Source organism: Bacillus sp. UNC41MFS5 (assembly GCF_000686805.1).
Window position 1 is genome coordinate 275,512 of record NZ_JMLP01000005.1, and the last position, 23,248, is coordinate 298,759.

21 protein-coding genes and 1 other annotated feature are annotated in these 23,248 nt (G+C 38.3%); of the genes, 17 read left to right on the forward strand and 4 right to left on the reverse strand.

The window, feature by feature from the left end:
* The 3 genes from hemL (at position 1) to ysxE (ending at position 3,816) form a co-directional block, all read left to right on the forward strand.
* On the forward strand, positions 1 to 1,287 hold the full coding sequence (gene hemL / locus BR30_RS0101420; protein WP_026563411.1) for a glutamate-1-semialdehyde 2,1-aminomutase: 1,287 nt from the start codon (positions 1 to 3) through the stop codon (positions 1,285 to 1,287).
* Between the two features lie 130 nt (positions 1,288 to 1,417).
* A complete protein-coding gene (gene spoVID, locus BR30_RS0101425) occupies positions 1,418 to 2,671 on the forward strand; it encodes a stage VI sporulation protein D (RefSeq protein ID WP_026563412.1) in 1,254 nt (417 codons plus the stop codon).
* Between the two features lie 110 nt (positions 2,672 to 2,781).
* The gene (gene ysxE / locus BR30_RS0101430) at positions 2,782 to 3,816 is read left to right on the forward strand and encodes a spore coat protein YsxE (RefSeq protein ID WP_026563413.1); all 1,035 of its coding nucleotides are present in this window, start codon (positions 2,782 to 2,784) and stop codon (positions 3,814 to 3,816) included.
* Positions 3,817 to 3,834: 18 nt separating this feature from the next.
* Here ysxE and BR30_RS0101435 read toward each other — a convergent pair whose 3' ends face one another.
* Positions 3,835 to 4,026 (reverse strand): hypothetical protein, encoded by a 192-nt coding sequence (locus BR30_RS0101435; RefSeq protein WP_026563414.1) that lies wholly within the window; start codon positions 4,024 to 4,026, stop codon positions 3,835 to 3,837.
* A gap of 151 nt (positions 4,027 to 4,177) precedes the next feature.
* Positions 4,178 to 4,415: a binding site (T-box leader), on the forward strand.
* A 49-nt stretch (positions 4,416 to 4,464) separates the two neighbouring features.
* Here BR30_RS0101435 and BR30_RS0101440 point away from each other — a divergent pair.
* The 4 genes from BR30_RS0101440 to BR30_RS0101455 all read left to right on the forward strand — a co-directional run bounded on the left by BR30_RS0101440 (position 4,465) and on the right by BR30_RS0101455 (position 10,483).
* Entirely contained in the window at positions 4,465 to 7,107 is a 2,643-nt protein-coding gene (locus BR30_RS0101440) for a valine--tRNA ligase (RefSeq protein WP_026563415.1), read from the forward strand.
* Between the two features lie 25 nt (positions 7,108 to 7,132).
* Complete coding sequence (locus BR30_RS36440; protein ID WP_155928403.1) at positions 7,133 to 7,273, forward strand: hypothetical protein; 141 nt, start codon at positions 7,133 to 7,135, stop codon at positions 7,271 to 7,273.
* A 103-nt stretch (positions 7,274 to 7,376) separates the two neighbouring features.
* The gene (locus tag BR30_RS0101450; protein WP_026563416.1) at positions 7,377 to 8,699 is read left to right on the forward strand and encodes a bifunctional folylpolyglutamate synthase/dihydrofolate synthase; all 1,323 of its coding nucleotides are present in this window, start codon (positions 7,377 to 7,379) and stop codon (positions 8,697 to 8,699) included.
* A gap of 62 nt (positions 8,700 to 8,761) precedes the next feature.
* Complete coding sequence (locus BR30_RS0101455) at positions 8,762 to 10,483, forward strand: sensor domain-containing diguanylate cyclase (RefSeq protein ID WP_026563417.1); 1,722 nt, start codon at positions 8,762 to 8,764, stop codon at positions 10,481 to 10,483.
* Positions 10,484 to 10,536: 53 nt separating this feature from the next.
* Here the strand turns inward: BR30_RS0101455 and BR30_RS0101460 are convergent, their stop codons facing one another.
* Genes BR30_RS0101460 through BR30_RS32515 form a run of 3 tightly spaced genes read right to left on the reverse strand, consistent with a single transcriptional unit; the run spans position 10,537 to position 12,698 of the window.
* Positions 10,537 to 11,739 (reverse strand): hypothetical protein, encoded by a 1,203-nt coding sequence (locus BR30_RS0101460; RefSeq protein ID WP_155928405.1) that lies wholly within the window; start codon positions 11,737 to 11,739, stop codon positions 10,537 to 10,539.
* A gap of 8 nt (positions 11,740 to 11,747) precedes the next feature.
* A complete protein-coding gene (locus BR30_RS0101465; protein WP_026563419.1) occupies positions 11,748 to 12,230 on the reverse strand; it encodes a PulJ/GspJ family protein in 483 nt (160 codons plus the stop codon).
* A 12-nt stretch (positions 12,231 to 12,242) separates the two neighbouring features.
* Positions 12,243 to 12,698, reverse strand: coding sequence for a type IV pilus modification PilV family protein (locus tag BR30_RS32515; RefSeq protein ID WP_035444934.1), 456 nt, complete (start codon positions 12,696 to 12,698; stop codon positions 12,243 to 12,245).
* A 231-nt stretch (positions 12,699 to 12,929) separates the two neighbouring features.
* Between BR30_RS32515 and BR30_RS0101475 the strand changes: the two genes are divergently transcribed.
* From BR30_RS0101475 to BR30_RS0101520, 10 genes are all read left to right on the forward strand, one after another.
* Positions 12,930 to 13,736 (forward strand): hypothetical protein, encoded by an 807-nt coding sequence (locus BR30_RS0101475; protein ID WP_026563420.1) that lies wholly within the window; start codon positions 12,930 to 12,932, stop codon positions 13,734 to 13,736.
* Between the two features lie 73 nt (positions 13,737 to 13,809).
* Entirely contained in the window at positions 13,810 to 15,138 is a 1,329-nt protein-coding gene (locus tag BR30_RS0101480; protein WP_026563421.1) for a G5 domain-containing protein, read from the forward strand.
* A 15-nt stretch (positions 15,139 to 15,153) separates the two neighbouring features.
* Entirely contained in the window at positions 15,154 to 16,815 is a 1,662-nt protein-coding gene (locus BR30_RS0101485) for a GspE/PulE family protein (protein ID WP_026563422.1), read from the forward strand.
* A gap of 12 nt (positions 16,816 to 16,827) precedes the next feature.
* Positions 16,828 to 17,877, forward strand: a complete 1,050-nt coding sequence (locus BR30_RS0101490; RefSeq protein ID WP_026563423.1) for a type IV pilus twitching motility protein PilT — start codon at positions 16,828 to 16,830, stop codon at positions 17,875 to 17,877.
* A complete protein-coding gene (locus BR30_RS0101495; protein ID WP_026563424.1) occupies positions 17,870 to 19,087 on the forward strand; it encodes a type II secretion system F family protein in 1,218 nt (405 codons plus the stop codon). The genes BR30_RS0101490 and BR30_RS0101495 overlap by 8 nt, the downstream gene beginning before the upstream one ends.
* A 144-nt stretch (positions 19,088 to 19,231) precedes the next feature.
* Complete coding sequence (locus tag BR30_RS35075; RefSeq protein WP_081825331.1) at positions 19,232 to 19,738, forward strand: type IV pilin protein; 507 nt, start codon at positions 19,232 to 19,234, stop codon at positions 19,736 to 19,738.
* A gap of 34 nt (positions 19,739 to 19,772) precedes the next feature.
* Positions 19,773 to 20,534, forward strand: coding sequence for a prepilin peptidase (locus BR30_RS0101505; protein WP_035444936.1), 762 nt, complete (start codon positions 19,773 to 19,775; stop codon positions 20,532 to 20,534).
* Positions 20,535 to 20,550: 16 nt separating this feature from the next.
* Positions 20,551 to 21,546, forward strand: coding sequence for a type IV pilus biogenesis protein PilM (gene pilM / locus BR30_RS0101510; protein WP_026563426.1), 996 nt, complete (start codon positions 20,551 to 20,553; stop codon positions 21,544 to 21,546).
* Positions 21,546 to 22,409 carry a PilN domain-containing protein gene (locus BR30_RS35080; protein WP_051633423.1) on the forward strand — a complete coding sequence of 288 codons (864 nt, stop codon included), beginning with the start codon at positions 21,546 to 21,548 and terminating at the stop codon, positions 22,407 to 22,409. The genes pilM and BR30_RS35080 overlap by 1 nt, the downstream gene beginning before the upstream one ends.
* Positions 22,406 to 23,191 (forward strand): hypothetical protein, encoded by a 786-nt coding sequence (locus tag BR30_RS0101520; RefSeq protein ID WP_026563427.1) that lies wholly within the window; start codon positions 22,406 to 22,408, stop codon positions 23,189 to 23,191. Before BR30_RS35080 ends, BR30_RS0101520 begins: the two co-directional genes overlap by 4 nt.
* The last annotated feature ends 57 nt before the right edge of the window (positions 23,192 to 23,248 follow it).

Genomic DNA, 23,248 nt, shown 5'->3' on the forward strand with positions numbered 1-23,248 from the left:
ATGCGTTCGTATACAAAGTCGATAGAAGCATTTAAAGAAGCCCAAGCTATTATGCCTGGCGGAGTAAATAGTCCGGTACGTGCGTTTAAATCAGTAAATATGGACCCGATTTTTATGGAACGAGGCAAGGGGTCAAAAATTTATGATATTGATGGCAATGAATATATTGACTACGTACTTTCATGGGGACCGCTCATCCTTGGTCATACGAATGACCGTGTAGTAGAAGGTTTGAAAAAGGTTGCTGAACTTGGAACAAGTTTCGGTGCACCGACATTAATGGAAAACAAACTAGCTAATCTTGTGATTGAACGTGTCCCATCCATCGAAGTCATTCGGATGGTTTCATCAGGAACAGAAGCGACAATGAGTGCGCTTCGCTTAGCTAGAGGATATACAGGCCGTAATAAGATTTTGAAATTTGAAGGCTGTTACCACGGTCACGGGGATTCCCTGTTGATTAAGGCTGGTTCTGGGGTGGCTACACTAGGCTTACCTGACAGCCCGGGTGTACCTGAAGGGGTAGCCTCAAATACCATCACAGTCGCTTACAATGACCTTGAGGGCGTAAGATATGCGTTTGAACAATACGGTGATGATATTGCCTGTATCATTGTTGAGCCTGTTGCTGGGAACATGGGGCTGGTTCCACCGCTTCCTGGATTCTTAGAAGGTCTCCGTGAGATTACGTCAGCGAACGGCGCATTGCTTATTTTTGATGAAGTGATGACAGGCTTCCGTGTAGGTTATAACTGTGCTCAGGGTTATTTCAATATCACTCCTGATATCACTTGTCTTGGTAAAGTAATCGGCGGCGGACTACCGGTTGGAGCGTACGGCGGTAAAGCAGAAATCATGAAGCAGATTGCCCCAAGCGGTCCAATCTATCAAGCGGGTACTCTTTCTGGTAACCCACTTGCGATGACAGCTGGTTATGAAACATTAAGCCAATTAACTCCTGAGCATTATGCGGAATTTATCCGTAAGGGTGATCTACTGGAAAAAGGCTTCAAGGCAGCTGCTGAAAAATATGATGTTCCCATCACATTTAACCGTGCAGGTTCAATGATCGGTTTCTTCTTTACGAATGAAGCTGTCATTAATTATGATGTGGCGAAATCATCCAATTTAGAATTCTTCGCCGCCTATTATCGTGAAATGGCACTTCAAGGGATTTTCTTACCTCCATCACAATTTGAAGGCTTGTTCTTATCAACAGAGCACTCCGATGAGGATATCGAAAAGACCATCCGTGCAGCGGAAATTGCATTTTCTAAGCTTAAATAACATTGTTTTCGGCACCCACCTTTATTGGTGGGTGTTTTTGTATGTTTTTTTATCATAAAAAAAGCCCTTAGGTCATAGAGTGTAAGTGACATAGTGATTTTGCGTGAAGGAAACGAAAGGAGGAGTCGCTTTGTCCCAAGAGAACCAATCGTGCCTACGCTTTTCCTTGGAGGAGTCCTTGTGGTTTAGAAAAGGACAGGAAGTCGAAGAGCTTATTTCCATCTCTTTAGACCCGGACATTACCATTCAGGAAAACGACCAGTACGTAACCATAAGAGGTTCGCTCGAACTCACAGGCGAATATAAAAGTTACGAAACTAACAGTGAAAACGAAGAAGAAGGTGTAACATCACAAAAGTTTGTGGAAAGGGTCGATAACCGCGAGGAAGGAACCTGTGAATTTTGCCACCGATTCCCTGTCGATATCACCATCCCAAATAATCGGATTCAGAGTATTTACGATATTGATGTTCTCGTTGAATCGTTTGACTATTCGATTCCTGAACGCAGCTGCCTGAAGCTGGCAGCAGAACTAACGATTAGCGGCTTATATGCGACCGAACAACAACAACAACCGCAGGAAGAGGCCACTGAAATTGAGGTTGTCCATCGTGCTGAACCTGAATATGAAGATGTGGAAGAAGTAGAAGTTGAATTGGAAACAGTTCAGAGCAGCTACCAAGATAACTTCTTGTTTGAAGCAGAGGCTAGAAAACAGCAAGATGAAGAAGAGAGTGTAGACGTTTTACCTAAATTTCCGACCTTCAATTACCAGCCGCAGGAAGAATTTGAAGAAGAGGAAAACGAACCTACATGGGAGTTGGCGGAAGCAAGAAATGAAGAGAACCAACCATCATGGGAGTTACAAGAGGCTAGAAATCAAGAAGACCCGCCTGCAGTAGATTTACAAGAAGTAAGAAATGAAGGGTACCATTCATCCTGGGATATAGAAGAGGTAAAAAGTGAAGAGAGCCAGCCAGCTTGGTATTTCCAGGAAGCAAGAAGTGAGGCCACCCAGCCAGTGCAAGAGCAGGGAGGCAGTTTGGAAGCAGAGCCACACCCAACAGCTCAGGTTGAAGAGGAAGTAAGTCAGGTAGAGAGCTCTTCCGCTCCAGAGGAAGAACCACCAAAGAATATCAAAAAGAAAAAAGCAGCCAAAAAGAAAAGTATGACGTTAACCGAGTTCTTTGCTCGGAAGGATGAAGATGCGGAGCAAGCAAGAGTTAAGATTTGCATCGTCCAAAAGGGAGATACCGTCAGCAGCGTAGCAGATCGATATGATGTATCAGTACAAAACCTCCTTCGCGTTAACAATCTTGAAATCAATCAAGATGTATACGAGGGTCAAGTATTATATATTCCTAGCAGCTTTGCAAAAAAATAACTAAAAGAGATGAGCGGGTTCTTTTGACCTGCTCACCTTCTTTTCATGATTGTACTATCGTCCACCAAGCGGCGATTCCGCTTTTCCTATGGAAAGAGAGTTGAGTTCTCATGAATAACTCCAATCATCTAGCCACACTTGCACCAATCTTAAAACATTATCTGGTTGAACCTCAGTTTGTAGAGGATTTTGGCAGCGTCCTTAAGGTTTATTCCAATAAAGGAACCTTTGCATTAAAAAAAATTGACCCAACGACCGGGACAGATTTCATTCGCCATGTCCATCTTCTCTACCAAAAAGGATTTAACCGCATCGTTCCGATTTATCCTACCATGGACGGCAGGTATGCAATTTTACATGAAAATAACCTCTATTACTTAATGCCATGGATGTCAAATGAACAAAAGGAAGACCGTGAGCACAGCAATCAACAGCTCTTTCGTGAACTAGCTCGACTTCATACTCTATCCGCCAAGGAAATTACCATGGATAAAGAAGAAAGAACCGAGCACTATGAAAAGACTCTTCAACAGCATGAAAAACATCAGGAATTCCTCGATGGCTTCATCGACGAGTGTGAAAAAAAGACCTACATGTCACCGTTCGAATTGTTATATTGCCTCTATTACAATGAAATCAGCCAAGCGCTAAAATTCTCGAAAACCAAATTTGAAGATTGGTATGAAAAAACGAAAGACAATGAAAAGGCACGAATGGTGATTACGCACGGAAAATTGTCTCCCGAGCATTTTTTATATGATGATAAAGGGTATGGTTATTTTATAAACTTTGAGAATGCTCGCTATGGCTCACCAATCCATGATCTCCTGCCATATTTATCAAGAGCCTTAAATACGAATCCAAAGCGAAGCGATACAGCCATCGATTGGGTCTATCATTACTTTAAATACTTTCCGTTTAGAGCCGACGAAAAATTATTATTCTACAGCTATTTGGCGCTCCCGATTCCGATCATTCAAGTGGCAGAAAGCTACTATCGGAAGAAGGGTCCCAAAAATGAATTAAAATATGTACGCCAGCTGCAGCACCGCTACTGGCATTTGAAAAACTCCGAGTATGTTGTCATGAGAATGACCGAGATTGATGCGCAAGCAGCAGCAAAAGAAGGAGCCCAGCAGCAGTAAACGTGCTACAAGGGCTCCTTAAAAGATTTCAAAATAGATCGACACAGCAATAGCGACAAATAAGGTTAATAACACGATATCAAAGAATGTAGGAATAATCAGTGTTCGAATGAATTGGAAAGCCACAAAGGGAATAATTAATTGCGCTGCAACCCTCCGACAAGTCCGAAACCAGGGTTGGTATTTAAATTTATTAAAATTTCTCTTCACCAAAAACCCCCCTTTTTTATTTTCTTTATGTATATTCCACAAGTGCGGAGAATTCTCCAAAAATGAAGCATATAGTATAAAAAATAAAAAAAGTGGTTATCATTATTGACGTCAAACCCTTTTTTTCGGTAGTATAACAATATAATTTAATTAATAAGCAACGACAGGGAAGAGTACGATGTAAACCTGCTTTATAGAGAGGGAAATCATGAGCTGGAAGATTTCCTAAGCAGACGGTCGGAAGGTCGCCCACGAGCTTCTTCTGCGAACGGATTGTTAGAATCCTATTAGTTGAAGACGGACTAAATCCGTTATCTACATAAGTGCCAATCAGTTTTTTTGATTGGAAAAAAGGTGGTACCGCGAAGCAAACTCCATTCGTCCTTTTATGACGATTGGAGTTTTTTATGTTGAAAAGGAATCAAAGGAGGAACAAAAATGGAAACAAAGGAACTAACAATGCCTACAAAATACGATCCACAAACGATTGAAAAAGGTCGTTATGAATGGTGGTTAAAGGGTAAGTTTTTTGAAGCAAAAGATGATGAGAGCAAGGAGCCTTATACAGTTGTAATCCCGCCGCCAAACGTAACCGGGAAACTTCATTTAGGCCATGCTTGGGATACGACTCTTCAAGACATCGTGACCCGGATGAAGCGGATGCAGGGGTATGACGTTCTTTGGCTGCCAGGAATGGACCATGCTGGGATTGCTACCCAAGCGAAGGTAGAAGAAAAACTTCGCAGTGAAGGCAAAAGCCGCTACGATTTAGGCAGAGAAAAATTCGTCGAGGAAACTTGGAAGTGGAAGGAAGAGTATGCTTCTCATATCCGTCAGCAGTGGTCAAAACTAGGCTTAGGCTTAGATTACAGCCGTGAGCGTTTCACCCTAGATGAAGGCTTATCTGATGCTGTTAAAGAGGTGTTTGTTACCCTTTATAAAAAAGGCCTCATTTACCGCGGCGAATATATTATTAACTGGGATCCGTCCACCAAAACAGCATTATCAGATATCGAAGTTATTTATAAAGATGTTCAAGGTGCGTTTTATCATATGAGCTATCCACTTGCTGATGGTTCTGGACATATCGAGGTAGCGACAACCCGTCCCGAAACAATGCTAGGTGATACTGCAGTTGCCGTTCATCCTGAAGATGACCGTTATAAGCACCTTATTGGCAAAACCGTCATCCTGCCAATCGTTGGCCGCGAAATTCCAATTGTTGCTGATGATTATGTAGATATGGAATTTGGATCTGGTGCGGTTAAAATTACACCTGCCCATGATCCGAACGACTTTGAACTTGGTAATCGTCATAACTTAGAACGTATTCTTGTTATGAACGAAGATGGATCGATGAACGATAAAGCCGGCAAATATAAAGGTTTAGACCGTTTCGAATGCCGCAAGCAAATCGTGAAAGACTTGCAGGAACAAGGTGTTCTTTTCAAAATTGAAGAGCATCCACATTCCGTAGGCCACTCCGAACGAAGCGGTGCTGTGGTTGAACCATATCTTTCCACTCAATGGTTTGTTAAAATGCAGCCGCTCGCAGATGAAGCGATTGCCTTGCAAGATAAAGAAGCGAAAGTAAACTTTGTTCCAGACCGATTTGAAAAGACCTATCTGCGCTGGATGGAAAATATCCGCGACTGGTGTATTTCAAGACAGCTTTGGTGGGGTCACCGAATCCCGGCTTGGTACCACAAGCAAACAGGTGAGGTATATGTAGGAACAGAAGCACCTGCAGATGCGGAGAACTGGGAACAGGATAAAGACGTTCTAGATACTTGGTTCAGTTCGGCATTATGGCCGTTCTCAACGATGGGATGGCCTGATAAAGAAGCAGCCGATTTCAAGCGTTACTTCCCAACCGATGTGTTAGTGACTGGCTATGATATTATCTTCTTCTGGGTATCTCGAATGATTTTCCAAAGCATCGAGTTTACCGGCGAGCGTCCATTTAAAGATGTACTCATCCATGGTCTCGTTCGTGATGAGCAAGGTCGTAAAATGAGTAAATCACTCGGAAACGGCGTAGACCCAATGGATGTTATTGAAAAATACGGTGCTGATGCTCTAAGATATTTCCTTTCAACAGGAAGCTCTCCAGGTCAGGATTTACGCTTTAGTTTTGAAAAAGTAGAGTCCACTTGGAACTTTGCCAATAAAATTTGGAATGCTTCCCGTTTTGCGTTAATGAACATGGACGGTATGACCTATGATGAAATTGATTTCAGCGGCGAAAAATCAGTTGCCGACAAATGGATTTTAACACGCTTAAATGAAACGATTGAACATGTGACACGACTTTCTGACCGCTATGAATTTGGGGAAGTGGGCCGTGCATTATACAACTTCATTTGGGATGATTTCTGTGATTGGTATATTGAAATGGCGAAATTGCCATTATATGGCGAAGATGAAACAGCTAAGAAAACCACTCGTTCGATTCTAGCTCATGTATTGGATCAAACGATGCGATTGTTACATCCATTCATGCCATTTATCACCGAGGAAATTTGGCAGAACCTTCCACACCAAGGAGAGTCCATTACAACGGCGAAGTGGCCTGAAGTAAATCCAGCTCTTTCTGATGACCAAGCAGCTCAAGAAATGAAATTGCTCGTGGAAATGATTCGTTCCGTACGAAATATTCGTGCAGAAGTAAACACGCCAATGAGTAAGAAAATCAAAATGCTAGTCAAAGCGAAGGATGAAACAGTTCTTAAATCACTTGAGAATAACCGCAGCTATATTGAACGTTTCTGTAATCCAGAAGAATTGCAAATGGGTGTAGAGCTTGAAACGCCTGAAAAAGCGATGACAGCCGTTATTACTGGCGTTGAAATCATCCTGCCACTTGCAGGCTTGATTAACATTGACGAGGAAATTGCTCGTCTAGAAAAAGAATTCGACCGCTTAAATAAAGAAGTGGAACGAGTTCAGAAGAAATTAGGTAATGAAGGCTTCATGAAAAAAGCCCCTGAAAGTGTTGTCGCTGAAGAGCGGGCAAAAGAAAGTGATTATCGTGAGAAGAGAGCGATTGTAGAAGCTCGAATTAAAGAATTAAGAGGGTAATAATTAGTTAGGGGAGGCGAATTCTATGAGAATTCGTCTCGCCTTTTTACTAAGAGTTAAAAAAACAAACAAAATCATGTTTGAGCGTTGCCATATTGCTACAATTTACAATTTATCAGCGGTTTTCGGCCGTATATCAGCGAAAGTAACTAGTATATCAGCGTAAATTTGATTTTATCAGCGGAAATACCACTTTTATCAGCGAATCAAATTATCTCTCTTTAAAAGTGACTTTTAAAATTACAAGTAAAGAAGATGGGGTGTTACGGATGTTTACTACATATAAAGAAGCCCTAGAATGGATCCATGCCCGGTTAAGACTAGGGATTAAGCCAGGTTTAAAGCGGATGGAATGGATGATGGAAAGACTCGGCCATCCGGAAACAAAAATGAAGACCGTTCATATTGGCGGTACCAATGGTAAAGGGTCTACAGTTACTTATCTTCGTTCAATTCTTGAAGCAGGAGGGTATACGGTCGGAACATTTACCTCGCCCTATATCGAGCAGTTTAACGAACGAATTAGTGTCAATGGCAAAGCAATTTCGGATGAGGAACTACTTCAGCTAACAAATATCATCCGCCCGTTGGCAGACGAATTAGAAGAGACAGATTTAGGCGGACCCACAGAGTTTGAAGTGATTACCGCCATGGCGTTTCATTATTTTGCAAGCCTGAACAAGGTTGACATTGTTATTTTTGAAGTAGGGTTAGGCGGTCGCTTTGATTCAACCAACATCATTCAACCGCTAGCTTCCATCATTACAAATATCGGTTTAGATCATACTAATATCCTTGGGTCTACATACGAGGAAATTGCCTTTGAAAAAGCGGGTATCATTAAAAAGAATACAGCCCTTTTTACAGCTGTTAAACACCCTGGCGCGCTCAAGGTAATCGAGGAGCAAGCTCAAAAGAAAGAGGCATCAGTTTATCGCTTAGATCAGGAATTTTCGATTACCGGCCATAAATCCTTAGTTAAGGGAGAAGTTTTTAACGTTGTTACACAGTTTCAAGCCTTCGACCAGCTGGAAATTAGTATGATGGGCCAGCATCAAACGGAAAATGCCGCCCTTGCTGTGATAGCCGCCCAATTTTTACATCAAAAGGGCGAGTTTATCTTAACCGAACAAGCGATTAGAGAAGGATTAAAGAAGGCATATTGGCCAGGTAGATTTGAAATGCTGTCGGAAAGTCCATTGGTCATCATTGACGGAGCACATAATGAGGAAGGGATTACGGCTCTCACACACGAACTATCCACTCGATATCCAAATCGCAATATCCAGATTGTCTTTGCTGCGTTAACGGATAAAAAGCTGGACGAGATGATTGGGAAACTAGATAAAATTGCTTCACAAATTACTTTTGTGAGCTTCGATTTTCCACGTGCTGCCAAAGCAGAGGAATTACTGAAAATCAGCCAGTCAGCCAACAAACTTGCGGTTGATGACTGGAAATCGTATCTTTCAGAGGAAATAAAAACACTGGATAGCGATAACATATTAGTCATAACAGGATCACTTTATTTTATTTCAGAGGTAAAACCATTTTTATCCCAGTTTTTGAAAAATAAGAAAATTTCTTTATGACAACTTATTTTTTCGATGGTAAAATAATTTTATCTAAATAAAATGAAGAGAGGAGGATAAGCATGGAAGTAAAACCGTCCATTAAGCCGCCCATTTTTCTTATCTGGTTTTTAGTCGTACCCGCCGGAACATGGTTGACCTATAAGACTTATCCTCCACATATTTCCGGGAATTGGCTGGATATCTTTGCCTTTTTGCTGTTAACCTGTGTGGTAGCAACCATGCCCATTGTCATAAATAATATGTTTATCTTCTTAATTCAATGGGTGGCGCTTGCTACCTTTTTAAGATTTGGTTTATTTGTTGAAATCATCTTTGCCCAAATAGCCGTCCTTGTGTTACTCCTAAAGTTACGGATATTCCGCAAAGGTGAGTTATTCCGACTACCGCTTAATTTGATTATGTTTTTTCTTGTTTCCTTGATGAGCGGATTGGTTTACCACTGGCTTGGTGGAGAGACACGCCCCAATTTTACTGAAAATACTAATTACTTATACTTGGCGGTCTTATATGCCGTGGTAAGTTATGCCATGAATCAAATCATTGTCTCGTTCAATCTCTATTTTATTTATAAAAGCAAAGAATCTTATTTTGGAAAAGATTTTATTGTTGAAACGATTACTACTTTCATCACCTTCCCTATTGGGTTTGTGCTCTATATCCTTTATAATCAGGTCGGCAGTTTAGCTTTACTATTTGTTGGGATTCCATTTGTCAGCTTGTCTATGATTTTTAAACTCTATTATTCTAGTGAAAAAATCAATGAATATTTACAAAAGACAGCAGAGATTGGCCATCAGTTGGCCGAGCGTTTAAAGGTCGATGATGTGGTAGATTTGTTGATTCAAAAGGTTAGTGAAATGCTGCCCGTTGATTATGCCTATATCTTTGAAGTTACCAAGAATGATGAGCTTCAAGTCGTTCGCGGGATCGAAGAGGGCATGTCTAATCATTTTCCTCCTGTAAAGAAAAACGAAGGAATTAGCGGGTTGGTGTGGGCTGAGCGAAAAGCATTTTTATTCACAGCAAGGAAAGAATGGCGGAACTATTCGAACGGTCATCTACCCGATGATGCCGAAAGTATTCTAGGTGTACCAATCGTTCGAAGCAAAAAAGTTCTTGGGGTTTTAGTACTTGCTTCAAAGCGAAAGCGTGCGTTTGAAAAATTCCAATTGATGATTATCGATATTCTCTGCTCCCACTTTGCTGTTGCCATTGAAAATGCCAAGCATTATGAAATGACAAAAATGCAAAGTGAACGCTGCTCATTAACCAAACTATATAATTATCGTTATTTTGAAAATCTATTAACTGAAGAATTTGAAAAAATAACAAGATTTGAACGTCGAACACTATCATTAATTATTCTTGATATCGATCATTTTAAACAAGTCAATGATACGTATGGTCACCAAAGCGGCAATGAAATTCTGTTTGAGCTTGCCAGCCGACTAACAAAGCTCACAGAGAACTCGCGAGGAATCGTTGCTCGATATGGCGGAGAAGAATTCGTTGTACTTCTGCCTGATACACCCAAAGAAGAGGCATACGAAATGGCTGAACAAATTAGGCAAATGATTTCCAATTGGCCATTTACCATCAAACAATCTTTTGATTTTGAAAAAACACAGCAAAAAGTCATGATTACCGCATCAATTGGGGTAGCGACAGCACCTGAGAATGCGGAAGATGCGTTGGCTTTGATACGGCATGCGGATCGGGCACTTTATGTTGGCGCGAAGAGGGCTGGGCGGAATCGGGTGGCGGAGTATTCTTCATGTTAAAAAAGGTGCGACCGTAGTTGTCTTTACAACTACGGTCACACCTTTTTATAGTGTTAATTATAATCAACGCTATTAATGATGGTATTTACATTGTCTCCCCATTTAATATTAAATTCAGGCGGTATAAGACTTCCACATTCCCTAGTAAAAGTATCAAGATCAACGGTATATTCAGTTTTTATTGAACCATTTTCCCACACTTTACCTAACACATATAATTTACTAGTTGAGTCGACATCAACCTTTTTAGCTGCTAAATTTCCATTTACACACATCTTTGAGGAAGACAAAATGTTTAAATTATTATCAATAGTTGCGCTCTTATAGTTAACATCAGTTGGTGGAGCATCTGCACCTCCAACATAAACAAAAGAATGATCCGCAAGTTCTAAATGTTGATTAACATACAATGTTTTATTCACTAGAATTTTCGATGTTCCACTTATCTTTACATTCTGCATGAATTTAGCGCCGTCTTTTGTTTCTATAATTACATTTGAAGCGCTATTCATGTTTTTGTTATTTGTAAATGCACCATCAGAGTGGATTTTTACATTTGTTATATTATTTTCGTTGCCATTTCCATCAAAAGTTAGTGCACCTGTAGTGAAAATTGTTTGGTTATCTCTAATGTTATTATTACCAGTAAAATTACCATTCCCGTTTATATAAACATTGTCACAAACTAAAGTTGTACATTCTGATGTTGATGTTGGTTTAACCGTATCAAATTTTGGCAGTGCGTATGTGTTACTGGTATCAATTGTTCTTTGATCAATGATTGAAGCAAAGTCTATTGTCATTTTTGTAAAAAGAGTGGTTTCTTTGCTGTTATCATTTCCGATAACATTAAAACTAATAATTACCTTACTCGAGCTCGGGTCAGGGTCTGTAGTAACAATATAATTACTCATACGATATGGAGCATTAGCAGGAGTTGTAATGATTTTACCTTGAAGCACTTCTGCCATTTTTTTAGCAGCTTCCTTTTTAAATTTAGATTCATCCTGAAGCAAAGGTCTATCCCTTATATAATCACTTACAGTTTGTTGTTGAGATTCAAATGTTTTTTGAATTTCCACCTGGTAATTCGAAATCCCCGCTTCAGCTGCTGCAACCGAACGAGATTTTTTCTCAACCACCTGATTTTGTTTCACACTGCTAAATGCCTGCCCCATGAAGGAGAGGAATACAACCATAAAAACTGTAATGATCAATAATAAGGTTACAAGGGCATATCCTTGTTCATTCTTCATTAAATTCTTCATTGATAATCCGCACCCTTCATTCGATAAAGAAATGTATCTTGAGTTATACTGTTTTGTGGATTATTCTTATCACTTGCATTAATTTTTAAAGAAACGTCATTTAAAGAACCATCATTTAATTTATTATTGGGTTTTACTGCTTTTGGCCCAGAGCCTGGCACAGCATTTATTTCAAGAATTTTAAAACAAATCGTAGGGTGATTAAATATTTGCGTTTGCTTGGGATTAGTTTTTAGGTTCGTAACTTTAATTTCACAGTTTTCACTTTTAATTTCGTATTCGATCAGTGTTTGATGTACTTTTTTTAAACTTGTAATTAATAGATTGGTTTCTTGTATCATCGCGTTTTTAGAAATTGCCTTTTGTGAAAAATTATAGCCTTGAAAAAAAACACTCCAGGCAATAATCCCTACAAAGGAAAGAATGGATAGAGTAACAAGTACTTCAATTAGCGTGAAACCATTTTCAGTTCTCTTCATTTATCTCATTTCCTATCTTTTAACATATCCGAATGTTTCAGTAATGACATGTCTATTCTTTTTATCTATCAATTGAACAACAATCGAATTGATACTTGATAATCTTGAACTTGTTTCGGGAAATCTCTTAATTTTAATATTCACGTCATATTGATCTTTAGTCGTTTCGAAATAATAATAGGTTGGATCAGAGTAGAACCTATTATATGTTACTTTTGAATCAGTTGGTGCAAAGCCAGTAGCTTGGTCAGTCTTAACTAAAAACCATTTCACATCACTTGATTCTTGCCAATTAATAAGAACTTCTTTAGCAAGGTTTATAGCTTTAGCTTTTTCTTGATTTTGATTATTCATAAGTCCCATTTGTGGGAAAAATCTCATAACAGATAAAAAGATAATTGAAAGAAGCACAATGGATACAAGAACCTCGATTAAAGTGACTCCTCTTTCATTGCGAATTAATTTCATTCTAATCATTCCTTAATGATAGCAAAATTAGTACAAATAGATTGAAAAATATTTAGGATTTTCTACCCATAAAATATTTTCCATCTTCTTTTAAACAACTTAAAAGTATTATACAATATTTACTAGGCGAATTTTGTCTAATATTTGAAGAAATCTACAAAAAAATTAAATCCTTTGAAGGAAAATGTAGTTTAATAGTATAAAATGACTAATTAAAAGGAGAGTGAAAGAATGCAATCAATTATATGGGCCTTTAGTTCGGTGGTTATACTCACGTTAATAATATCCTTGCTGCCATTAGGTTACACCTTAAAAGGGAAACTCCTTTTAGTATTAATTAGTTTTATTTTATCTCTTGGAGGACTTGCAGCCGTTTCAATCATTCCGTTGTGGGAGACTGCATTAATGCTTTTGGCGCTCAGTTTTTTTGCAGCTTATTTTATGAATAACCGGTTGGGAACAGTACTATTGCAAAAAAATCCTGTATTAGAAGAACCAATGGATGTTGAATTTGAATGCCACAATTCTGATTACGAAATTGAAAATTTAAAAGATATTAATTTGGTGGAAATTGACGATGAATTACCATTAACTGATTCGTCCCATCTTAAATTAGAAAAAGATACAGTAACTGAGGTAATTTCTTCTCAAGACTTGTCGGAAATTGTAGATGATCCTAATCATGAGCAGGAGTCAATTGATATGGATATATCCTTTTTACTAGAAAGGGATAATGAAGTAGTAGGTGTAGAAACGCAAATTAAAGATCAAGACATTGAAAATGACTATTTATCTGATATTGAAAGTTTACTAGAGCTTGAATCAAGAACGGAGCAAGTGGATTCACATGAAGATACACTGGATCTTTCCCCGATTCGAGGAGAAACAAAATTAGCTGCAGAACTCGAAGAGGAGGAACAGGAGCTTTCTGATGACTCACTTTTCGATTTTCTTCTTGCTAAAAAAGAGGCAGCTGCAGATCGTGAAGAAACCTTAGATGTAATTGAATCGAAAGAAAAGGTAGTTCTACAAAAGTAACTAACAATAATTGTTATCTATCTTAGATTAATAGATGAAGTATATTGTGAGTGTTTGAAGGGAGACAGAACTTTTGGACAAAAATCAGCAAATGATCAAATTGTTTGTTGTTTTACTATTTAGTACAGCATTTATTTTTAGTTTCTCCCATTTTGGGGCAAAAGCATTTGAAAAAATGACAAATGCAGATAGAAAATTCTCCGATGGTACCACAATCGGTGCTTTAGATGTTTCAGGAAAGACAGAAGAGGAAGCAAAAAGTCTGTTAGAGGAAAAATACGTTGAATGGGTTAAACAAACAAAGATCCAACTTCAATATGGAGAAAAAACAGCTTCATTTGATTTAAACCAATTTCACCTAGATACCGGGCAGACGATCAATTCAATTAAGGATGGGCAGAAAAATCCTGCCTATATTACGGTAGATAAATTAAAGGTTAAAGAGCAATTAGAACTATTATTTTCTCAAATAAAAACAAGTGATTTTGATATCATTAAGCTCACATCGAGCTTAAATACGACAGCTTCCTTATTCGAATCAGGTTCACAGACTTTGGACCTTCCTAATGACTTCTTACTTGCAGGAAAAATTAAAAAGAATGCTGTCATAAATTCCGCCGTGATCTCAATGACAGATGTGCCGTTTGCTTTGGGAACTATCATTGATAAAAACCCTGAAATAGAAATTTCAGAAAGTGCGACTTTTTCGCTGTTAGATTTTGCAAAAAAGCAAAAAATTGATGATCTAGACTCTTTAAACGTAATTGCCACAGGTATTTATCAAGCAATCTTACCTTCAAACTTCAAGATTCTAGAAAGAAACATTGGCAGCACTTTACCTGCATATTCGAAGTTAGGATATGAAGCTATGGTCAATCTAACTAAAAAGACCGACTTGATAATAGAAAATCCTAATAAATCAAAGTATAAACTAAAACTCCTCTTAGAAAATAAAGAATTGAAGGTTTCTTTGACGGGTGAAGAGTTAGTGAATAAATATGAAATTAAAACCAAAGAAAAACAAGATTTAGCATTCAAGACAATCATTCAATATAGTCCGCTACTTCTCCCAGGAAAATCAAAGATTCAAACGAAGGGTAAGAAGGGGCAAATTATTAAAGTTTATCGGGAAGTTTATCAAGGTGACGAAATTCTTAAAAGTGAACTGATTTCAGAGGATTATTATCCTCCTTCCTACCAGATTGAAGTTCATGGACTTGCTGGCAGTGTACAAGCAGGTACCCAAACGACTGGTACAACTGGTAATACAGATAGCAGCAGTAACCAGATTACAGATTCCTCCAATCCTGATGGTACTCAAACGACAACTACAACAGATAATACCCAACAAGATTCTAACGATAATGACCTATGGGGAAAGCCAAATGAACAACCAAAATAAAAGCAGGGATGCAAAATGAAGCAATCACGAAAACGACTAGGAGATTTGTTAATTGAAGAAGGTTTAATTACGCTTGAGCAACTTCAAGCTACATTAGATGGAAAAGATGCTTCTCAAAAACTTGGAGATGCCCTTTTACAAAGAGGCTACTTAACAGAACAACAATTAGTTGAGGTGCTTCAATATCAATTAGGAATTCCACATGTGAGTCTGTTTCAATATCCATTTGATACAAATCTCTTTTCACTAATCACAAAAGAAACAGCAAAAAGAAATTTAATTATCCCACTTAAACGGGATGGGAATAAGCTTTTCGTCGCAATGGCGAATCCAATGGATTTTATTGTGATTGATGATTTACGATTGTCTACAGGTTTTCATATTGAACCAGCCATTGCTACGAAGGACGATATTCTCCGGACCATAAATAAATATTATGATGTGGATGATGGGCTCGATGAATTACTAGACGCACTTCCACTAAATGATCGTGACAGAAATGAAGATGTAACCGATCAAAATTCTCCAATTGTTCGTTTAGTCAATCAGATTTTGACGAATGCAGTGATTCATAGAGCGAGCGATATTCATATCGATCCACAAGAGACAAAGGTAGTTGTCCGTTACCGAATTGATGGAGTTCTACGGAATGAGAGAATTCTCCCGCGAAATATGCAAAGTGTATTAACAGCAAGAATAAAAATCATGTCTAATCTTGATATAACTGAACATAGGGTGCCACAGGATGGTCGAATTAAGTTAAATCTCGACTTTCATCCTGTCGACCTTCGTGTCTCAACGCTGCCAACGGTGTATGGTGAGAAGATAGTAATGCGTTTACTAGACATGGGGTCCACTTTAAATGATTTAAACAAGCTTGGTTTCAATTCCTTAAATTTGAAGAGATTTAATGAGATGATTGAAAGGCCAACTGGAATTGTACTTATAACAGGGCCAACAGGATCAGGAAAGTCCTCAACCCTTTATGCTGCACTTAATAAGCTTAACAGTGAAGCTGTTAACATTATTACTGTCGAGGACCCAGTTGAATACCAATTGGAAGGGATTAATCAAATTCAGGTCAACCCGAATGTCGGGATGACCTTTGCGGCAGGACTTCGATCGATTCTTCGTCAAGACCCGAATATTATCATGGTTGGGGAGATTCGTGATAAAGAAACGGCCGAAGTTGCTATCCGTGCTTCGTTAACGGGCCACTTAGTATTAAGTACCCTCCATACAAATGATTCTATTGGAACAGTTACTCGGCTAATTGACATGGGAGTAGAACCATTTCTATTGGCATCTTCTTTAAGCGGCATCGTTGCCCAGCGGCTTGTCCGAAAGGTGTGTCGGGATTGTGCAGAAATTCAAGAGCCATCAAAGCGTGAGTTCGAGATTTTTGCCAAGCGCGGAATGAAGATTGACAAAATTACACGAGGAAAAGGATGTTCCTCTTGCAGCATGACTGGCTATAAAGGCAGGTTAGCTCTTCATGAAGTGCTGGTTATAAATGACGAAATGAGCCGGGCAATGATGAACGGGGAATCTTTTCAAAAAATGAAGGAATTGGCTAATAAAAATAAGACCATCTTTTTATTAGATGATGGATTATTAAAAATAAAACAAGGGTTAACGACAACTGAAGAAGTATTAAAAGTAGCAATTCTGGAGTAGGAGAGCATGAAGATGAAAGAAAAAATTGACGCAATATTACGCGCTGCAATTGAATATAAAGCCTCAGATATTCATTTAACGGTCGGTGTCCCCCCAGTGATGCGTATAAATGGTGACTTAAGACGGTATGGAACTGATAAAATCATGCCAGATGATACTGAAGGTATGGCTAAGGCGATCATCCCTGAAGGCTTATGGGAAATATTTAAGGAAAAAGGTGAACTGGATTTTTCTTATGGTGTTCCTGGGATTTCACGATTCCGTGTTAATGCCTATCATCAACGGAAAAGTGTTTCGATTGCCTTAAGGACAGTTGCCTCAAAAACACCGACAATTGAAGAATTAGATTTACCAGATATCATTTCTAAATTGGTTGAGAAGCCACAGGGGCTAATCCTCGTAACAGGACCAACAGGGAGTGGGAAATCAACGACACTAGCTTCGATGATTGATTACATGAACCGAACGATGCGTAAACATATCATTACTTTAGAAGATCCAATTGAATATCTTCACCGACATGGAAATTCGATTATAGATCAGCGGGAAGTTGGTTTCGATACAAATAATTATGCAAGTGGCTTAAAAGCTGCACTCCGTCAAGATCCTGACGTTATTCTAGTGGGGGAGATGCGTGACATAGAGACAATGTCAATCGCCATTACCGCAGCAGAAACTGGTCACCTTGTGTTAGGGACTCTTCATACATCAAGTGCGCCAACAACTATTAACCGTATAATTGATGTTTTCCCATCGGGACAACAGCCTCAAATTCGTGTACAGTTAGCTTCTGTATTAGTTGGAGTTATTTCTCAGCGTTTATTTCCAACGGTTGATAAAAAAGGACGGAAAGCAGCGACTGAAATATTGGTAAATAACGCTGCAATTGCAAATCTAATTAGAAATGAAAAAATCCACCAAATCCAAAGCACTATGCAAACGTCCCGAGCCCAAGGAATGCATACACTTGAAATGAGTATCAGAGATCTATTGGACCGAAACCTGATTCAAAAAGAAGCTGCATCGCAATATTTGCATGAAAAGATGATGATGAATGGCTAGATTTAAATATAGTGGACGAGACCGAAAAGGAAAACGACAGGGCACTGTAAATGCAGGTTCTAAGCGGGAAGCGATGGAAAAGTTGAAAGAAGAGGGAATTAGGGTAATTGAAATGACTCAAGTACCTGAGACTCTTATGACTAAAGATTTAACGCTTGGAACTCCAGTGAAACTACAGGATTTTGTTATTTACTTAAGACAATTTTCGACGTTAATTAAAGCAGGTGTAACTGTTGTCGAAGCAACAGCTATTTTAGCTTACCAAACTGAAAGCAAAGCTTTAAAGAAAGCTCTACTAGATGTAGAACAGGAGATGCGGGAAGGTAATCCTCTTTCAGAAGCTGTGGCTAAACACAAGAAAATTTTTAATCAAATGTTTATTAACCTCGTTAAGGCAGGGGAAGTCAGCGGTAATTTAGATGAGACGCTTGATCGTTTAGCTGAGCATTTCGAAAAACAACATTACACACGTCAAAAGATAGTTTCAGCCCTTTCCTATCCGATTGCGGTTGGAATTATCGCTATTATAGTAGTTATTTTCTTATTAGTGGCCGTAGTACCTACATTTGTTTCTATGTTTGACGATATGGGCGGGGAACTTCCTGCAATTACAAGGTTTGTCCTGTCAGCAAGTGACTTTATGCAATCATTTTGGTGGATTGTTTTCTTGTTGATTTTTGCTGTAGTCCTTTTAATTACCTATATTAAGAAAAGTAATCAAACTAAATATTATTTTGATTATTTTTTGTTAAAGATGCCGATATTCGGTAATTTGCTTCAAAAAGCCGCACTTGCTCGGATGATGAGAACACTCAGCTCGTTGTTCTCGAGTTCAGTACCGATTCTACAAGCGATGTCCATTGTAGAAAAAGTCGTTGAAAATGAAGTTCTAGCAAAGGTCATTCGAGAGTCACGGGATTCATTAGAGAAAGGCCGTTCCATGACAGGACCCATGGAAAGCCACTGGGCTTTTCCTCCATTGGTTACTCAAATGATTGCCATCGGCGAGGAAACTGGTGCTTTGGACGCAATGTTATCCAAAATTGCTGAATTCTATGAAAAAGAAGTAGAGAATGGCACAGATCGGTTAAAATCGTTAATTGAGCCATTAATGATAGTCTTTTTGGCGGGGTTAGTAGGAACTATAGTCACCTCCATCATGGTTCCAATGTTTAGCATGTTCGACCAATTTCAACAAATGAATCAATAACAGACAAGAAAACAAAAATTCTGAGAATATAGGACAAAATACCGAAAAATTCTCTTTTCATTTCTATGGCAATTAATGTATACTACAAGAGACAATATTACTAGGTTTATAGAACTATAAAGGGAGATGAAATTAATGCGTCAAATGTTAAAAAATAGGCTAAAAGATCAAAAAGGATTTACATTAATTGAATTACTTGCAGTTATCGTTATTTTAGGGATCATTGCTGCGATTGCTGTACCATCAATTTTAGGTTTAATTGGAAATTCAAAAAAGGATGCCCATGTTGCAAATGTACAGCAAATGATAAGTTCCGCAAAAATGGTAGTTGCTTCTGAACCTGCTTATCAAACTGGTACAAAATATTTAACTTTAAAGGCTTTGCAAGATAAGAATTACTTGGATAAAGTAGAAAGTCCAGAAGGAACATATGTACCAGGCACTTTTGATCCGGCTGCTGCAGCAAGTACTTCAGTTGATGCTACTGTTTCTTATGTAAAGCTAATTGATGGAAAGATTTTTGGAATTCAATTAATTACTGATGCAACTACTGATAAGAAAATTAGTATAATTAGAACTGCTGAAGAAATCACAGCTGGCACTATAATTACAACAAAAGACATTGATCGTGGTGACGTAGTAGACCAATAAATAATATATATTTGGGGAGAATAATATAGATAAAATGGGGATAATTTATTTTATTATATTAATATATGGTTGTATTTTAGGCTCCTTTTTCAATGTAGTTGGTCTTCGGCTCCCAGTAAAAAAATCCATTGTCAAACCTAGATCTGCGTGTCGAACATGTGGGCACCATTTAAAAATATTTGAACTCATCCCAGTACTTTCATATATGATTCAAAAAGGAAAATGCCGCGGCTGCAAGTCGCGGATTTCTCCTATCTATCCAATTTTTGAATTGCTTACTGGATTACTATTTATGACAGCACCGTTAGTTATCGGATGGTCTGGTGAATTAGTGGTTGCATTAACACTAATCTCGATGTTTATGATTATCATAGTTTCAGATATTCACTATATGCTCATCCCTGATAAAATTCTAATCTGGTTTGCAGGGTTTTTTTTATTGGAACGGATTCTTTGGCCGTTAAACCCATGGTGGGACAGCCTCTTGGGTGCCGTAACGGGATTTATACTTCTCCTTCTCATCGCTGTTGTCAGCAACGGTGGAATGGGAGGCGGGGATGTTAAGCTGTATGCCTTACTTGGATTGGTATTAGGGTTTAAACTAGTCCTTTTGTCCTTCTTTCTTTCGACATTGTTTGGAGCTGTTATTGGCGGATTGGCATTACTTCTTAAAATTGTGAACAGGCGTCAGCCAATTCCATTCGGACCGTTTATTGCAGCTGGAACATTAACAGCCTATTATTGGGGATCCGATTTAATTAATTTGTATATACATTTCCTTAACCAAGGATTTTAAATAAGGGGTTTTTTACATGGCTTTTTCCCTTTTTACACCTAAAAACCGAATAATTAATCTGGTTTTAAATGATCATTCTATTCGCTTGCTAGAATTAAAGCAGGCGAATCCACTTTCTGCTCAAAGATGGAACGAGCGTTTTCTTCCCCCAGGTATTATCAGTGATGGGAAAATTACCGATATCGATTCTTTATCAAATATACTGGAAGAGTGTATTGATGAATGGAAAATTCAAAGAAGGCAAGTTCGCTTTCTAGTACCAGACCCGCTCGTGATTATCCGGAAAGTTTCGATTCCATCTGAAATCCAGGATGATGAAATTCAGGGATATTTGTATCTAGAACTTGGTTCTAGTATTCACTTACCTTTTGAAGAACCTGTCTTTGACTTTTACCCATTAAAAAGTGATGGAAAAACAAGGGATTTGCTTTTGTTTGTAGCTCCGGAGCAGCAGGTAATGGAGTATGCAAACTTACTTTCTAAGCTGAAGCTTAACCCGATTGCGGCAGATATTTCTCCGCTTGCACTGTACCGTTTGTATCATCAACTTGATAATGCAAGTACTAATGAAGTAATATTCTCTGTCCAATTTGACTTAACCAGTGTAAACCTATGTATTTTTGAAGAAAATGTGCCGCTTGTTATGCGTCAATTTTCTTTACCGTTTAATGTAGATATTTGGGATGTTAAGACAAACATGACTGGTAAATTGGTATTTAAGTATACCGGCGAGGCAGAGGAGTTAGTGATTCAATTTGAAGACATTTTTAGGGAGATTAATAAACTAAGTGACTTCTACCGATATACACTTAACAATGAAAAAAGTGATATTACAAAGTTTTTACTGAACGGTGATCATCCCATGCTTCAAGCAATTTATGATGAAATGATTGAGAGATTGGATGTACCTGTTGATATGATTTCTCTTGAATCAGATGCTAAAGGAAAAAAAGAAAATTTACCTCCTAGTCAATTACTGTCTTTAGGTCTGGCATTAAAAGGGGTGCAATAATGTTAGTAGAAATTAACCTGCTTCCCCAAAAGGAACCGAAAAAAATTGGCTTTATTATAACTCTGTCTAGTTTAACAACCTTACTGTTACTTATCGGTGCATTTTACTTTTGGCAAACCAATGATGCCAAAAATGAAATTGCAACGATAGCTAGACAAATCACGATGACAAAAAAGATTGCTGATAATGAAAATAAAAGTACAGAAGCAGCTGCAGCTACTAGCTCTGTTAGTCAATTAAAGAGTGCGATTGAATGGGCAAATGAATATCCGATTCAGACGCTTCCTGTCATGCGCCATCTGACATCACTGCTACCTGAGCGTGGCTTTATCCAGAGTTTTGCTTATACGGAAGCAGGGACAATTTCGTTAACCGTTCAATTTGATAGTGCTCGAGAAGCTGCGTACTTTTTAGATAATCTTAATGAATCAAAATGGATTGAAGAATCAAGTTTGAGTTCGCTATCTGCTGCAGCGACTGAAGAATCGACGGCTGATAACTCTACTACTGCAACAACTAGTCAATCCAATTCAACGAATTCTACAACTCAAACAACGACACAAACAAATCAATCAGATACGAATCAAAATGGGACAAATCAGAATTCATCTATCGATACTAGTAGTCAAACGAATTCAACATCGGGAACAACTGGTGAGCAAACAAATACCACTATATCGACTTCAAATACAAATACGACAAATAACTCAACGACTGCATCCAGCAGTACAACGAGTAAGAAAGAGAAGGATAATATCCTTCCACGCTATACCGGTCAATTTGAAATTAAGTTGAATAAAGAAGTTGTTAAGAAAAATATCAAAAAGAGCAAGAACAATGATGAAGGAGTGACAGGTTCATGAAACTCCGTTTCTCAAAAAAACAAGGCCTAATAATTGGTGCGGTCGCTCTTATACTTGTATTATTCATTGTTTATTCTCAATTCTTTAAACTGGCTCCATTAAAATCAGATTTAAAAATGAAGCAGCAGTCACTTGAGTCAGAACAAAAACTATTAGAAATTGTAAGTCAAAAAAACGCAGAAGAAACCCAAAAAACTTCTGAAGATACGAAAGAATTACAGAAGAAGCTACCTGTAAAACCTTTGCAAGAACAGTTAATCTTGGACTTAGAAAAAGCAGAAAACATTTCTAATAGTAAGATTAGTTCGATGAGTTTTTCAAAAGACGTGGATGTTACCACTGCTACTGCTGACCAATCTACTGCTGAAAATGCTAATGGTCAACAAACTACAACGAATCAAACTGACACTACTCAAGCAACAACTAATCAAGATGCGGCGACACAACAAGCAACTTCTACCCAGACTGCGGGCATGAAGAAAATGACCGTCTCGTTGAGTGTTGAATCACCAAACTACGAGAAGTTAGAAAAGTTTATTGAAACACTCGAATCATTAAAACGGATTATCGTGGTTGAATCGATTAGTTATTCAGGCGGCCAGGAAATCACAAGTTTAGACCAAGAAGATCAGCCGTTAACCTACAGTCTGACAATTTCTGCATTTTACATGCCAACTTTAGATGACTTAGCAGGAGAATTACCAAAAATCGATGCACCCAAACCAGCTGGTAAAGACAATCCACTAAGCCAATTCTCTGCCACAACCGACACACAACCATAATTATCACCATGGCAAACTAGTAAATAATTTGGCGAAAGTCTACGATAACAAGACGAC

What these genes read in the sequence shown, in the direction of transcription:
- hemL (WP_026563411.1), top strand. Translation starts at nt 1, where the DNA reads ATGCGTTCGTATACAAAGTCGATAGAAGCATTTAAAGAAGCCCAAGCT.
- ysxE (WP_026563413.1), top strand. Translation starts at nt 2,782, where the DNA reads ATGAATAACTCCAATCATCTAGCCACACTTGCACCAATCTTAAAACAT.
- BR30_RS0101440 (WP_026563415.1), top strand. Translation starts at nt 4,465, where the DNA reads ATGGAAACAAAGGAACTAACAATGCCTACAAAATACGATCCACAAACG.
- BR30_RS36440 (WP_155928403.1), top strand. Translation starts at nt 7,133, where the DNA reads ATGAGAATTCGTCTCGCCTTTTTACTAAGAGTTAAAAAAACAAACAAA.
- BR30_RS0101450 (WP_026563416.1), top strand. Translation starts at nt 7,377, where the DNA reads ATGTTTACTACATATAAAGAAGCCCTAGAATGGATCCATGCCCGGTTA.
- BR30_RS0101455 (WP_026563417.1), top strand. Translation starts at nt 8,762, where the DNA reads ATGGAAGTAAAACCGTCCATTAAGCCGCCCATTTTTCTTATCTGGTTT.
- BR30_RS0101460 (WP_155928405.1), bottom strand. Translation starts at nt 11,739, where the DNA reads ATGAAGAATGAACAAGGATATGCCCTTGTAACCTTATTATTGATCATT.
- BR30_RS0101465 (WP_026563419.1), bottom strand. Translation starts at nt 12,230, where the DNA reads ATGAAGAGAACTGAAAATGGTTTCACGCTAATTGAAGTACTTGTTACT.
- BR30_RS32515 (WP_035444934.1), bottom strand. Translation starts at nt 12,698, where the DNA reads ATGAAATTAATTCGCAATGAAAGAGGAGTCACTTTAATCGAGGTTCTT.
- BR30_RS0101475 (WP_026563420.1), top strand. Translation starts at nt 12,930, where the DNA reads ATGCAATCAATTATATGGGCCTTTAGTTCGGTGGTTATACTCACGTTA.
- BR30_RS0101485 (WP_026563422.1), top strand. Translation starts at nt 15,154, where the DNA reads ATGAAGCAATCACGAAAACGACTAGGAGATTTGTTAATTGAAGAAGGT.
- BR30_RS0101490 (WP_026563423.1), top strand. Translation starts at nt 16,828, where the DNA reads ATGAAAGAAAAAATTGACGCAATATTACGCGCTGCAATTGAATATAAA.
- BR30_RS0101495 (WP_026563424.1), top strand. Translation starts at nt 17,870, where the DNA reads ATGGCTAGATTTAAATATAGTGGACGAGACCGAAAAGGAAAACGACAG.
- BR30_RS35075 (WP_081825331.1), top strand. Translation starts at nt 19,232, where the DNA reads ATGTTAAAAAATAGGCTAAAAGATCAAAAAGGATTTACATTAATTGAA.
- BR30_RS0101505 (WP_035444936.1), top strand. Translation starts at nt 19,773, where the DNA reads ATGGGGATAATTTATTTTATTATATTAATATATGGTTGTATTTTAGGC.
- pilM (WP_026563426.1), top strand. Translation starts at nt 20,551, where the DNA reads ATGGCTTTTTCCCTTTTTACACCTAAAAACCGAATAATTAATCTGGTT.
- BR30_RS35080 (WP_051633423.1), top strand. Translation starts at nt 21,546, where the DNA reads ATGTTAGTAGAAATTAACCTGCTTCCCCAAAAGGAACCGAAAAAAATT.
- BR30_RS0101520 (WP_026563427.1), top strand. Translation starts at nt 22,406, where the DNA reads ATGAAACTCCGTTTCTCAAAAAAACAAGGCCTAATAATTGGTGCGGTC.